The organism is Nocardia acidivorans NBRC 108247, assembly GCF_001625085.1.
Lineage (GTDB): Bacteria > Actinomycetota > Actinomycetes > Mycobacteriales > Mycobacteriaceae > Nocardia > Nocardia acidivorans.
The window spans coordinates 122,127-135,760 of the sequence record NZ_BDAW01000013.1 but is presented as its reverse complement, the minus strand read 5'-3'; the positions used below and the strand labels follow the sequence as shown (position 1 = coordinate 135,760).

Annotated in this window: 12 protein-coding genes; 8 read left to right on the top strand and 4 right to left on the bottom strand. The window is 65.2% G+C overall.

From position 1 onward, the window contains the following. Positions 1-110: 110 nt before the first annotated feature. A complete protein-coding gene (locus NA10_RS07825) occupies positions 111-632 on the bottom strand; it encodes a L,D-transpeptidase (RefSeq protein ID WP_067565446.1) in 522 nt (173 codons plus the stop codon). Between the two features lie 205 nt (positions 633-837). Here NA10_RS07825 and NA10_RS07820 point away from each other — a divergent pair, with 205 nt between their 5' ends. After that, entirely contained in the window at positions 838-1,269 is a 432-nt protein-coding gene (locus NA10_RS07820; RefSeq protein WP_067565172.1) for an SRPBCC family protein, read from the top strand. A gap of 48 nt (positions 1,270-1,317) precedes the next feature. On the opposite strand, the gene NA10_RS07815 is transcribed toward NA10_RS07820, so the two are convergent. Together NA10_RS07815 and NA10_RS07810 are read right to left on the bottom strand one after the other, a co-directional pair. Continuing rightward, entirely contained in the window at positions 1,318-1,851 is a 534-nt protein-coding gene (locus NA10_RS07815; RefSeq protein WP_067565169.1) for an NUDIX domain-containing protein, read from the bottom strand. A 38-nt stretch (positions 1,852-1,889) separates the two neighbouring features. Continuing rightward, complete coding sequence (locus tag NA10_RS07810; protein WP_067565166.1) at positions 1,890-2,780, bottom strand: IclR family transcriptional regulator; 891 nt, start codon at positions 2,778-2,780, stop codon at positions 1,890-1,892. Between the two features lie 168 nt (positions 2,781-2,948). Between NA10_RS07810 and cysD the strand changes: the two genes are divergently transcribed. From cysD to NA10_RS07775, 7 genes are all read left to right on the top strand, one after another. Further along, positions 2,949-3,854, top strand: a complete 906-nt coding sequence (gene cysD / locus NA10_RS07805) for a sulfate adenylyltransferase subunit CysD (protein WP_067565442.1) — start codon at positions 2,949-2,951, stop codon at positions 3,852-3,854. After that, positions 3,854-5,740, top strand: a complete 1,887-nt coding sequence (gene cysC, locus NA10_RS07800) for an adenylyl-sulfate kinase (protein ID WP_067565161.1) — start codon at positions 3,854-3,856, stop codon at positions 5,738-5,740. The genes cysD and cysC overlap by 1 nt, the downstream gene beginning before the upstream one ends. 17 nt (positions 5,741-5,757) lie before the next feature. Further along, positions 5,758-6,957 carry a hypothetical protein gene (locus NA10_RS07795; protein ID WP_157556185.1) on the top strand — a complete coding sequence of 400 codons (1,200 nt, stop codon included), beginning with the start codon at positions 5,758-5,760 and terminating at the stop codon, positions 6,955-6,957. After that, complete coding sequence (locus NA10_RS07790; RefSeq protein ID WP_067565155.1) at positions 6,954-7,748, top strand: SDR family oxidoreductase; 795 nt, start codon at positions 6,954-6,956, stop codon at positions 7,746-7,748. The genes NA10_RS07795 and NA10_RS07790 overlap by 4 nt, the downstream gene beginning before the upstream one ends. 25 nt (positions 7,749-7,773) lie before the next feature. Next, positions 7,774-8,907: a sulfotransferase family protein gene (locus tag NA10_RS07785; protein ID WP_067565152.1), complete on the top strand. Its 1,134-nt coding sequence runs from the start codon at positions 7,774-7,776 to the stop codon at positions 8,905-8,907. Positions 8,908-9,061: 154 nt separating this feature from the next. Continuing rightward, positions 9,062-10,381, top strand: coding sequence for a TIGR03118 family protein (locus tag NA10_RS07780; RefSeq protein ID WP_067565439.1), 1,320 nt, complete (start codon positions 9,062-9,064; stop codon positions 10,379-10,381). A 200-nt stretch (positions 10,382-10,581) separates the two neighbouring features. Beyond that, on the top strand, positions 10,582-12,042 hold the full coding sequence (locus tag NA10_RS07775) for an HNH endonuclease signature motif containing protein (protein ID WP_157556183.1): 1,461 nt from the start codon (positions 10,582-10,584) through the stop codon (positions 12,040-12,042). 530 nt (positions 12,043-12,572) lie between these two features. Here NA10_RS07775 and NA10_RS07770 read toward each other — a convergent pair. Further along, positions 12,573-13,610 carry a peptidoglycan recognition protein family protein gene (locus NA10_RS07770; protein ID WP_067565145.1) on the bottom strand — a complete coding sequence of 346 codons (1,038 nt, stop codon included), beginning with the start codon at positions 13,608-13,610 and terminating at the stop codon, positions 12,573-12,575. Between the last annotated feature and the right edge of the window lie 24 nt (positions 13,611-13,634).

Below are 13,634 nucleotides of genomic sequence, written 5' to 3'. Positions count from 1 at the left end.
CGCCGTGAATGTCGGGTTTCCGCGATTGGGAAGCTGAGGGATCGACACCGCGGCGGGAGGGCACTCATGGCGGGCGAATTCCGCGCCGCCATGAGTGGCACCGTCGCGAACTAGCGCACCACCTCGATGACATCGCCGGGGGAGACCCAGCGGTAGAGGGTTTCCGCGCCTTCGGGGGTCATGCGGATGCAGCCGTGTGACTTCTCTTCGATCGGGCCGATATGGGTGGCGATATCACCGTTGAAGAACACGGCCCACTTCATCTCGGCATTGTGCATGGTCGACCAGTGGTACTCCTTTTTGGAGGCCACGTGGAAGACGCCGGGGGGCGTCTCGAACCCGGGGCGGCCGTGGGAGATCGGGGTGGGGCCGTAGATGACCTTGCCGTTCTCCATGAGCCAGGCCTCGTTCTCGGACAGGCTCATACACACCCGCGCGCCCTCGGAGGTGCAGGGCGCTACCACCGGCGCGGGGGCCGGGGGCTGAATAATCGCCGGGACGCCGGGGACATCGGGGCCGCCGGGCCATAGCGGTTCGGCCTGTGCGACGCCGGACATGGCCAGGGCCGCCGACGCCATTCCGGTGAGTACCGCGGTACCGGCCGATCGCTTACGGAATTGATTGCCGCTCATGACGTTCCAACCTCGCTCATCCAGGGCGCAGTGTTGCGCGATGGCGGTTCTGTCGACCGCCTCGTGGTCATGCATGGGAACTATCAGTGCATCTTATAAGCGCATGGCGGGGATTCGTGCGGAATCGCCACGCGGGAGAATCGGCGTGTATCGCGCGCACCGATTACTGTCCGGGTCGAAGCGGATCCGAGCTCAGGAGTACTGCATGTGGGAATACGAATTCAGCGCCGAGACCACCGTCGACGCGGATGCGCTGTGGCGCAGCTGGTCGGATCCGAATCGGTGGCCGGAGTGGAATCCGGGTATCGAAAGCTTCGAGCTGGACGGGCCTTTCGCGGTCGGGACGACATTTCGGATGACCTCGCCCGACGGTGACACGGTACAGCTGCGATTCGCGGAGATCGTCGACGGGGAGCTGTGGTGCGATGTCTTCGTGGACGAGGGGATCGAGATCCGCACCGAACATCGGCTGACCCCGCTGGGGAACGGGCGGACCCGGGTCACCTATCGGACCGAGATCACCGGCCCCGCGGCCGATACCGCCGGGCCGGAGATCGGCCCGCAGATCACCGCGGACTTTCCCCGGGTGGTCGCGGGGCTCATTTCCCACGCGGGCGGGGTGAATCAGCCCGGCTGATCGCCTCGAAACCGGTCTGGTGGTGCGTAACTCGCCGCCGACCGCGGCTCAGCTCTTGCGCTCGTGCAGGAGCAGCAGCATATAGGCGGCGACACTGTGCGAATCGACGATCACGCCGTCGGCGATCATCGATTCCAGCTCGGCGCGGGTGAACCAGGCGGCGCGCATATCCTGCTCCGTTGGCTCGCGCTCGGGCTCGCCCTCGGTGAGGTCGGTGGCCAGAACCACGTGGCCGTAGTGGTTGCTCGTCGCCGGGGCGGCGGCGAGCTTGCCGAGATAGGTGAGTTCGCCCGCGCGCAGCCCGGTCTCCTCGCGCAATTCCTGTCGAGCGACCGCGAGCGGATCGAACTCCCGCGCGCCCGGCACCGAACCGCCCGGGAATTCCCAACAGCGTTGCCGCAATGGGTATCTGAACTGCTCCACCAGGTGGAAGCGGTCGCCGTCGAACGGCACGATAATGGCGAAGTCGGACTTGTCGATATGCGCGTAGATACCGCTCTCGCCATTGTCGTGGCGAATGACGTCCTCACGGAGCGTGATCCAGCGATTCGAGTAGATCTCCCGGGATGCGATCGTGTCCATCGCTCGATTCTGCCGGAGCCCGGGCGCGCGCGGCTCGATCAGCGATGGACCGCAGCGCCGACCGTTGTCGCGGTGGCCACGGTGGCCTCGGCCAATTCGACCAGCCGCGCGGCCGGGAGCTGGGTGTCGGGGCAGACCACCAGGGAGGCCACCACCTCGCCGTCCGCGCCGAAGATGGGGGCGGCCACCGAGACCACCGCATTGTGCTCGCCCAGTTCGTCCGGGAGATAGTCGATGGTGATGAGTTCGGTGATCATGGCGCTCAGGCGATGCCGGAGCGGGTCCGTGACCGGTGAATGACGCAGTGCGGTAAGGGCTTCCAGCATGGGCGCGGAGTCGTCGGCGAGGCGCTCCACCGAATAGCCGCGGCTGCGAATCGCATCGAGCACCAGCTTCAGGCGGGGGCGATGGATGGGTTCGGCGGCGGCCAGCCATTCGGCCCGGGCGGTGGGCGGCGCCCAGGCGATGAATTCGCGACACACCGGCGGTACGAACGGAATGTGGCGTCCGGCGCGCATCCACGGCACCGATGGCGTGCCGATCACCTCGGTGATGACGATCGAATCGCTCTCGCGCTCAGCCAGAAACGCGGGCATGCCGAGCGAGCCGGCCAGGCCGCGCAAGGCCTCGGCGGCCAGTCTGCGCAGCGGGAAGGCCGCCTCGGCGCGGCGGGCCACCGTCATCAAGCCCAGTCCCAGGCAGTAATTGCCGTCGCCGTCGCGAATGGTCCAGCCGTCGGCGGTGAGCTGAGTCAGCACCGCGTGCGCCGTGGCCCGGGACATGCCGGTGGCCCGCACGATCTGCGCGAGTGACAGATGCTCGGCGGGATGGCGGGAGAGCAGTTCGATGGTCTGCACTACGCGCCGCGTCGGGGGAGAGGCGGTGCAATCCGCGCTGGATGCGGTTGCGCTGGAGGCCAGTTCGGTCAAAGCGTCCTCGGTCCTCGGGTTGCGGGATGACGGAGCGGCGACGAATCGGGCGCGGCTATTGACCGCGACTGGTCGAGCGACCTATCGTCAGTGTCACATAATCGAACAATAGCGTCGAATATTCGACAACGCAAGTTGGACATGATCGACGCGGCGAGTGAGAGACGAATGCGCGCGGGATACGAGTTGTCGCACCTGGACGCCCTGGAGGCGGAGTCGGTGCACATCATCCGGGAGGTGGCGGCCACTTTCGAACGACCGGTGCTGCTGTTCTCCGGTGGTAAGGATTCGGCGGTCATGCTGGAGTTGGCGCGGCGGGCGTTCTGGCCCGCACCGCTGCCTTTTCCGCTGCTGCACATCGATACGGGCCGCAACTTCGACGAGGTGCTGGATTTCCGGGACCGGACCGTCGAACGGCTCGAGGCCCAACTGCTGGTCGGGCGGGTACAGGACGATATCGACGCCGGGCGCGTCACCGACAAGGCGGGCGAATCCCGCAATCGATTGCAGACCGCGACCCTGCTGCGCACCATTCGGGAGAACCGCTTCGACGCGGTCTTCGGCGGAGCCCGCCGCGATGAGGAGAAGGCCCGCGCCAAGGAGCGCGTCTTCAGCTTCCGCGACGAGTACGGCTCCTGGGATCCGCGGGCGCAGCGCCCCGAGGTGTGGAGGCTGTACAACGGTCAGCACGGCAAGGGTGAGCACATTCGCGTCTTCCCGCTGTCGAACTGGACCGAACTCGATATCTGGGAGTACATCGAGCGCGCCGAGGTGGCGCTGCCGCCGCTGTATTACGCGCACCGCCGTCAGGTCCTCGAACGCGACGGAATGCTGTTGGCGGACAACAGGTTCGTTCCCCGCGCGCCGCAAGAGCGGCTCTTCGAGGCGACCGTGCGCTTCCGCACCCTCGGCGACGCCGACTGCACCGGCTGCGTGGAATCCACCGCCGCCACCCCGGCCGAGGTGATCGCCGAAACCGCCGTCACCCGCCTGACCGAACGCGGCGCGACCCGCGCCGACGACCGCATCTCCGAATCCGGCATGGAAGATCGTAAGCGAGAGGGCTACTTCTGATGCGCCGCAACCTTTTACGGCTTGCCACCGCGGGCAGCGTCGACGACGGCAAATCGACCCTCATCGGCCGCCTGCTCTTCGATTCGAAATCGCTGTTCAGCGATCAACTCGATGCCATCGAACGCGCCAGTCTGGCCCGCGGCAATGGCGGACCGGATCTGTCCCTGGTCACCGATGGCCTGCGCGCCGAGCGCGAACAGGGCATCACCATCGATGTCGCGTACCGCTACTTCACCACGCCGCGAAGGAAATTCGTCATCGCGGACACCCCGGGGCATGTGCAGTACACCCGCAATATGGTGACCGGCGCGTCCACCGCCGACCTGGCGTTGATTCTGGTCGACGCCCGCAAGGGCGTCTCCGAACAGACCCGCCGCCATGCCTTCCTGTCCTCCCTGCTCGGCGTCGGCCACCTGGTGCTGTGCGTGAACAAGATGGATCTGGTCGACTGGTCCGAACAGCGCTTCGAGGAGATTCGCGAGGAATTCGCCGATTTCGCCACCAAACTCGATGTCGGCGATCTGAGTTTTCTGCCGCTGTCGGCCCTGCACGGTGACAATGTGGTCGAAATATCCACGCACACACCGTGGTACGCGGGTCCGCCGCTGCTGCGCCACCTCGAAGAGGTGCACATCGCCTCCGATCGCAATCTCATCGACGCCAGATTGCCCGTGCAGTACGTGATTCGGCCGCACGGTGAGAATCAGCGCAGCTATGCGGGCACCATCGCGGGCGGAATCTTCAAGCCCGGCGACGAGGTGGTCGCCCTGCCCTCGGGCCGCACCAGTCACGTGACGGAGATCTGGGGTCCGGGCGGCAGCAAGATCGAAGAGGCGTTCGCGGGGATGGCGGTCTCTCTCACCCTCGATGACGAAATCGATATCGGCCGTGGGGATATGCTCGCCCGCCCCGGTAACCAGCCGCATCAGGATCGCGATCTCGATGCCATGATCTGCTGGTTCTCCGATACCAGTGTGCTGCGCGCCGGGAACGACTACAGCATTCGCACCGCCACGCAGAACTCCAAGGTGAATGTCACCGAGCTGGACTACCGCTTGGACGTGAACACCCTGCACCGCCAGACCGAGGCGGATCAGTTGGCGCTCAATGACATCGGGCGCGTCACCCTGCACACCCGCCAGCCCGTCATGTTCGATCCGTACCGGGACAATCGCGCCACCGGCAGCTTCATCCTGGTGGACGACACCACGAATCAGACGGTCGCGGCGGGCATGATCACCGCGCGCACCCCCGGTATCGCCGAGGCGACCAGCGATCGGGGGCACCGCGCCACCGGCCGCCGACCGCGCGCGAATGTGGTGTGGCACAACTCGGCCGTGGAGCGCGCGCAGCGGTTGAGCGAGGGTATGACCATCTGGTTGACCGGGCTGTCGGGATCCGGAAAGTCCTCCATCGCAGTGGAATTGGAGCGGCAGTTGATCGAGGCCGGACGCCCCGCCTACCTGCTGGACGGTGACAACCTGCGGCACGGCTTGAACAACAATCTCGGCTTCAGCGATGCGGACCGCCGCGAGAACATCCGTCGCGTGGCCGAGGTCGCCTCGCTATTCGCCGACGCGGGCACCATTGCCATCGTCTCGCTGATCAGCCCATTCCGCGAGCAGCGCCGCGATGCGCGAAAGCTGCATGACGACAAGCGATTGCAGTTCCACGAGGTCTTCGTGGACACCCCACTGCAGGAGTGCGAACTGCGCGACCCCAAGGGTCTGTACAAACGCGCCCGCTCCGGTGAACTCCCCGAATTCACCGGCATCTCCTCGCCCTACGAGTGTCCGGAGTACGCCGAACTCACCATTACCCCCGCACACGGCACCCCGACCGATATCGCCCGCCTTATCCGCCGAGAACTAGGCATTAGCCGATGAAAGAAGGCAGACGCCTGATGGAACAAAACATCGAACAGGCCGAACTCCCGCTGACCGAGCCCCTGCTGGCCGCGGTCGCCGAGGCCGAGAAGCTCATAGCCGCAGCCGATTTCATCCGCGATCCGCATGACCTCGCCGAAGGCTACGACTACCTCCAGGGCAGTATCGCCGCGGTCATGCAGCTGTCCCGCGCGCACGGCGCCTCGCACCCGTACTTCGTGACCTCCACCGGCCCGTACACCAAGATGGGGCTGGACAACCCGGACACGCTGTACTATCACGCGAATGTCGAGTCCACCGGCGAGTACCTGCTCACCGGCGTGCGCGGCAGCACCGTCGATCTGAGCTTCCAGGTGCTCAAGGGCGATTACACCGCCACCGATGTGCCCAATGGTGACGACGCCTTCGACGATCGCCGCCTGGAGATCGCCGCAGACGGCAGCTACCAGCTGCGGTTCGGCCCGCCCAAGGAGAATCCGGGCCCGAACTACTTCGTCCTGGGCGAGGGCGCGTCCATGCTCGCGGTGCGAGAGGTGTACGGCGACTGGGCCACCGAGCGCAAGGGCAGCATCCGCATCGAGCGCGTCGACACCATCGGCACCACCCCGGCCGAACCCGATGTGGCCGCCCTGCGTAAGCGCTACCGCGCCGCCGGTCGCATGCTGCTGACCCGGATCAACACCTGGTTCAACTTCCCCAAATGGTTCTATCTGAACCTGCCGGTGAACACCCTCACCGAACCCCGGCTCACCCCGGGCGGATTGAGCACCCAGTACTCCTCGGTCGGTCATTTCGATCTGGCCGATGACCAGGCGCTCATCATCACCGTGCCGAAATCCGATGCGCCGTACCAGGGTTTCCAGCTCGGCAGCCGCTGGTACATCTCGCTGGACTACAGCAATCACCAGACCAGCCTGAATCACGCTCAGGCGCAAGTAGATCCGGACGGCATGATCCGCATGGTCGTCTCCGCGCGAAACCCGGGCATTGCCAACTGGATCGAGACCACCGGCCGCCGCCTGGGCATCCTCCAGTTCCGCTGGCAGCGCGTGGCCCGGCCCATGACCGAGGCCGACGGTCCCACCATCGAACTGGTGCCCTTCGACAAGGTGGCCGAACGGCTGCCGCACTACGCCCACAATCAGATCGACGAGGCGGGCTGGCGCGAACGCATCGCCGGACGCCAGCGCGCCTTCGCGGAGAGGATGCTCGGATGACCCGGCTCAGGACTGGACTGCTCGACGGCAAGGTCGTGGTGATGAGCGGGGTGGGCCCGGGCCTGGGCCGCTCCATCTGCCTCGAAGCCGCCGCGGCCGGTGCGAAGGTGGTCCTGGCCGCCCGCACCGAATCCCGGTTGAAGGAGGTCGCCGCCGAGATCGAGGCCGAGGGCGGCGAAACCCTCTGTGTGACTACCGATATCACCGATGACGAGCAGGTTCGGAACCTGCTCGATCGCACCGTGGAGACCTTCGGCAAGGTCGACGTGCTGGTGAACAACGCCTTCTCGGTACCGTCTATGAAACCCTTGGCGCGCACCGACTATCAGCAGATCCGTGACAGCATCGAACTCACGGTGCTGGGCGGCCTGCGTATGACGCAGACCTTCACCGACGCGCTCGCCGAGACCAAAGGCAATGTCGTCATGATCAATTCGGCGGTGCTGCGGCACTCCGAACCCCGCTACGGCAGTTACAAGGTCGCCAAATCCGCGCTGCTCGCGCTGTCGCAGACCCTGGCCACCGAACTCGGCGATAAGGGGATCCGGGTCAATACCGTTGCCCCCGGCTACATTTGGACCGATCAGCTGAAGTGGTACTTCGGTGAGATCGCCAAGAAGTACGGCATTACCGAGGAGCAGGTCTACCAGCAGACCGCCTCGAAGTCCGATCTCAAGCGGCTGCCCCTGCCCGATGAGATCGCCCAGGCCGTCGTCTTCCTGGCCTCACCGTTCGCCAATGCCATCACCGGCCAGACCATTGACGTCAACTGCGGCGAATACCACGTCTGATCAGCATGTTTAAGGAGTTCTATCCATGAGCGCACGCACCTCCGTCGGCACCGTCGAGGATCTGCACGCCTCGGCCACCCGGGTCTGCGGCCTCGAAGACTTCGGCGCGGACGACTACCTGGAGGGCCTGAGCACCCTGCTCGAGTCGTACCAGCGCGATGCCGGACTCACCGAGCTCGGCTCCAAGATGAGCCGCTACTTCCTGCGAGGGGCACTGGTCGCCCGCGCGCTCAGCGAAGCGTCCTGGAAGGCCAATCCGGCCTACGCCGAAACCAAGGTCACCAGGCCGATTTTCGTCACCGGACTACCGCGCACGGGTACCACGGCCCTGCACCGGCTGCTCGCCGCCGATCCGGGGCATCAGGCCCTGGAGATGTGGCTGGCCGATTTCCCGCAGCCGCGGCCGCCGCGCGAGACCTGGGCCGAGAATCCCATCTACCAGCGCATCGACGCCGGATTCGCGCAGCATCGCATCGAGAATCCGGAGTTCATGGGCGTGCACTACATGAGTGCCGCCGATGTGGAGGAGTGCTGGCAACTGCTGCGCCAGACGATGAAGTCGATCTCCTACGAATCGCTGGCGTACCTGCCGACCTACTCGCAGTGGCTGCGAAAACAGGATTGGACCGACGCCTACACCCGGCATCGGAAGAACCTGCAGCTCATCGGAATCGGTGACGAGCGCCGCTGGGTGCTCAAGAATCCGAGCCACCTGTTCGCCCTGGACGCGCTGATGGCGGTGTACCCGGATGCGCTCATCATCCAGACCCATCGTGATCCGGTGACCATTGTCGGTTCCTCGTGCAGCCTGTCCGATCAGGCCGCGCGCGGCTGGTCCACCACCTTCGTCGGCGAGACCATCGGCAAGACGCAGGTGGAGCTGTGGTCGCGCGGGCTGCGCGAATTCAATTCCGCGCGTGCGCGTTACAACCCGGAGCAGTTCCTGGATATCGAATTCGACGAATTGCGCGCCGATCCGATGGGCACCGTGGAAAAGATCTACACCGCTTTCGGAATCGATTTCACAAACGCGGCGCGGAACTCCATGGGCGCACTCGACGAGGAGAGCAAAAGCGGCGACCGCAAACCCGTTCACCGGTACTCCCTGGCCGATTATGGGCTGACCGAAGCGCAGGTCAGAGCCGAATTCGAGGTCTAGGAAGCCGCCCGAGTCCTTCCGGATATGGTTAGCGTCACCTAAACCAGCTATGGTTAGCATCTCCTAACCGCTGGTAGTGCGGTCTGGACTGGAAGGACGAGGGAAATTGAACGGACGCTGGAACGGCTCTGCGCGCAGCATGGGCGCTACGCCGATGCGTAAAAACCTGATGCGTGTCTCGGCACTCGGTGTGGCGCTGCTGGTCGCCGCCGCCTGCTCGAAGTCGGAGCCGGTGGCCGACAACTACCCGCAGGCGCTGGACGGCAATCACTACGCCCAGATCAACCTGGCCGCGGACAAGGATTCGTACAAGGCGCAGTTCACCTACCCGGACATGGTCAATGCCTGGGGTCTGGCGGATCGTCCCAAGGGCGCCGGCGGCCACTTCTGGGTCGGCGGCGGCGGGTTCTCCTTCCAGTTCGTCGGCGATGTGACCAAATCCTCGGATCCCAAGTTCCAGAAGCTTTTCCAGGATCCGCTGAAGCTGGTCAACGTCCCCGGTGCGGACTCCGACACCTCGGACAAGAGCGCCGGCAAGACCACCGGCGTCATCTTCAACCCCGCACCCATCACCTCGGACCTTTTCGTGGTGAAGGATCAGCCGGTCACCTACGACGGTAAGACCGAGAAGCTCACCGGCTCTTCGCGTTTCATCTTCGCCACCGACTCGGGCAAGATCTCCGCCTGGACCGAACAGGGCGCGGGCGGCCAGATCGTGCGCCACGACGGCCCCGCCAATGTGGTGTACGACGGTTCGGACAAGGGCCAGCAGTTCTTCGGCATCGCGCTCACCCCGTCCGGCGACAAGCTGCTCGCCGCGGACTTCGGTGAGAACCCGCAGATCCGCACCTTCGACAAGAACTGGCAGCCGATCGCCACCACCGGCTTCGCCAATCCGTTCGCCACCGGCGACAACCTGGATCCGGCCGACCCGTCCAAGGGCAAGGCCGTCAAGCCCGGCGACCCCGCCCCGTGGAATGTGACCACGATCGGCCAGCGCGTCTTCGTCTCATACGCCACCACCAAGCCGGACGAGAAGGACGCCTCGAAGATCGATGCGGGCGAAGAGGACTCGCTCGACAAGGACGCCGACAAGGCGTCGGGTGGCAAGCCCGGCAAGGGTAAAGTCGCCGAATTCGACGCCAGCGGCAAGCTGGTCCGCGTCATCGACGGTGACGATCGCTTCAACGCCCCCTGGGGCGTCACCATCGCCCCCGAGGGCTTCGGTCCGCTGAGCGGCAAGATCCTGGTCGGCAACTTCGGCGGTCTCGGGCATATCGTCGCCATCGACGACGCCACGGGCAAGCCCGTCGACTACCTCCGCAACACCACCGGTAAGCCGATCGAGATCCCGGGGCTGTGGGCCCTGATGTTCGGCAATGGTGAAAGCCTCGGCGACTCGGACGCCCTGTACTTCACCGCGGGACCGGAAGACGAGAAGGACGGCCTTTTCGGCAGTCTGCGTCTCCAGTAGTCGAGAATCGAGCTGAATGTCCCGAGTCGCCCTGCGGCTCGGGACATTTCGCTTTCAAAGACAAAAGACGCCCGGACGAGAGAAAGAAAGATGAAAGCCAAAAGTTCTGAATAGGCTTGTATCACAATGGCTTTCGTCTTTCAGTGCCTGTTTATCGGGAGTAGAATGGGGGTACGAATTCTGGGGGAAAGACCAGCATCGTGGACGGCGCTCACGCGCTGGTCGCGGCGGTCCACACCCTGTGCGAGGAGTCGCTGTACCCGCTCACCGATGACGAATTCGCCGAGATGATGGCCGAGGTCGAGGGTGCGATGCGGCGATTGGAAACGGTCAAGCATCGGTTCGTCGCCGACACCGAGCGCCGTTCCCTCGCGGATCAGGCCGGATTCCGGAAGACCCATATCTATTTCGAGCGGACGCTGCGGTTGAGTCACGCCGAAGCCCTCGCGCGGGTGCGGGCGGCGGAGAGGTTGAGCCCGCAAATCTCCAAGCAGGGCGAGGATTTGGGTCCGGCACTGCCGTATGTGGCGGCAGCCCAGCGCGAAGGCGCGATTTCGGCGGATCACGCGCGGCGGATCGCGTGGATCATCAAGCGCTTGCCGGAGATCACCACCGATGCCGAGCGGGAGAACGCCGAACGAATCCTCACCGAATACGCGTGTGAGGGTTCGCCGGATGTGCTGCCCGGCCTGGGGGAGGAGATCATGTGCCGCATCGACCCCGACGGCACGCTGACCACGGAGAAGGATCGGCAGCGCCGTCGCGGGATCACCCTGGGCAAGCAGCGGGTCGACGGGATGTCCGAACTGGCAGGGGAGATCACCCCGGAACTGCGGGCGGTCCTGGAAGCGTTGCTGGCCAAGTTCGCACGCCCCGGCATGTGTAACCCGGAGGACCCCGAAAGCCCTTGCACCGCAACGGCGGCCGATGATATCGACGCGCTCGCCGCAGCCGCGCAGCGCGATACCCGCACCTCCGCGCAGCGCAATCACGATGCCCTGCTGGGTTTTCTGCGCTTCGATGTCGACTCCACCCAGCTCGGCACACACCGGGGTCTGCCGGTGGCGGCGATGATCACCATGACAATCGACGAGGTGGAGCGCGCGGCAGGTGTGGCCACCACCGCGACCGGCGGCACCGTCTCGATCCCAGCGGCCCTGAAGCTGGCCGAGGGGTCGCGCCCCTGGCTGGCAATCTTCGACGGCGCGGGACTGCCATTGCATTTGGGCCGGGGCCGCCGGTTGGCCAGTCCCGCACAACGTTTGGCATTGATCGCCGCCGAGAAAGGCTGTACCCGCCCGGGTTGCAGCGCACCCGCCTCGCTGGCAGCGGTGCACCATGTGACCGAGTACGCGAAAATGGGCGCGACCGATATCGAGAACCTGACCTTGGCCTGCGATTCCTGCCACGCCCTGATCCACGACGGCCCCGGTGGTTGGAAAACGGTGAAACTGCCTTCGGATCACAGGTTCCCGGGCCGAACCGGATGGATCGCGCCTCCTGCGGTGGACTCGACGGGCACCCCGAAGGTGAATCAGCGACACCATATCGGGGAGCAACTCGCGATCGAGTTGGCGAAGATCCACGTCCGCGATGCGATTGCCGCGAAACGGCATCGGGCGCGATTGTGCCCCCGAGCTCCATCGCGTACCAACCACTAGCATCCGGCAGGTACCCGGGGCCTTCGTAGCCGAATACCCTGCGGGACATTACGTTCCAGCGGGGTTCGGAAGAATGCCACGAATTTTCAGAGTGGGAACCTCGTCTGCCGTACCCGGCTTCAGGTCCCCCCAGTTGGGAGCCGCGCTCTCACGTTCCAGCCCGGTCGACCGGCCGTGGGAACCTTCAGAACCAACACGACAAAAGACCAAAGAGCAAGAACGGCAATACGCCCGATATCGCGTCCTCAGGTCCTGGTGCAGGATTGCGCCCGGTTTCCCCTGCGTGAGTACCCCCTGATCGACGGTCCAGGTCTTTGGGTTTGTGTTTCTGAAGGCTCCCACGGCCATCCAGCCAGGCTGGGTCGTGAGAGCGCGGCTCCCAAGGGGGGAGCGAAAGCCGGGTACGGCAGACGAAGTAACCAGCTATGCCAGTTCTGCTTTGCAGCCCGGTTGAGCAGAGCAAAACCATCCGCGAATCGACCGGGCACATGGGTCGGCCACAGAACTCCAGTACCACCAACAGGGCAACCTCAGCCGAGCTGGGACAGCGCGGTGAGAAGAGGGAGAACGGTATGCAGAAAATCCCCCGGGCAACTGGTCTCGCCGCAAATGTCTTGCCAGTCGCCATGCCCGGAGACCGCAGGCTTGGTCGCGGTAATGCCATTCGCCGGATTGACGTAGTTGACTTGCGCGAAGGGGTGGATGCCCAGTCCGGTGCAGAGGCGGGTCAGCACTATGTCCAGGCTGTGCAGCGCCGCCTTGCTCGGAAGCGTATGGCTGAAGTCGCCGATCAGGCAGATGCCGATGTTTCCCGAATTCGCGCCGCGCACATGGCCCGCCGTGACGACTTCCGCGCCGGGCTTCAGGTCGGTGCCCGGCTTGAAGATGGGGGCGTCGTCGGTACCCGGATGGCGAGCGGAGTAGATGACGCCGTTGGGGTCGATCATGAGGTGGTAGCCGAGGTCGCCCCAGCCCTGGCCGTCCGGGTCCGGGAGGGCGTGGAAACGGTAGACACCGCGGACTGCGTCGCGGTAGTCGTCGTACTCCGCGCCCGTGGGGATCTGGGTGTGGTGCACGGTAATCACCTGGGCCGGTGAGTATTCCGGTTCACCCCAGGTTTGGAGGGATTCGTCCGCGCCCCAGCCGGAGCGGGTGACCGCCGGGAAACCCCAGGCGTAGGAGGTGGTTACCGGGGTTTTGAAGGGCTGTGCTGTCACCGGGGCGAAAACGCCGGGGAGCGTGATGTTCTCGGCGATCACGTCGACCCTGTCGGCTCCGGCCGGGATCGGCACGATTTCCGAGAGCTTGCCCGGGCGGTCATCACGTCCGTGGGCGGTGCGGAGTACCGGCACCGGATCGGTCCAGGCGCCCGCCACCCGGAATCGCACCGACGCGGGTTTCGCGGTCGCATCCGTGTCTTTCAAAGCGGTGAAAAGTCCGCCTTTGCAGTCGGTTCCCTCTGTCGGCCCAGCGTCCGCGCTGCCACGCGCCCCGAGCATTCCGGCCGCCGCTACGGCGGCGGCCCCCGTGAGCAGTGTGCGGCGATCGATTCGATTGTTCTGTGTCACTTCAGCCCTCGCTCTTTCGTCCGA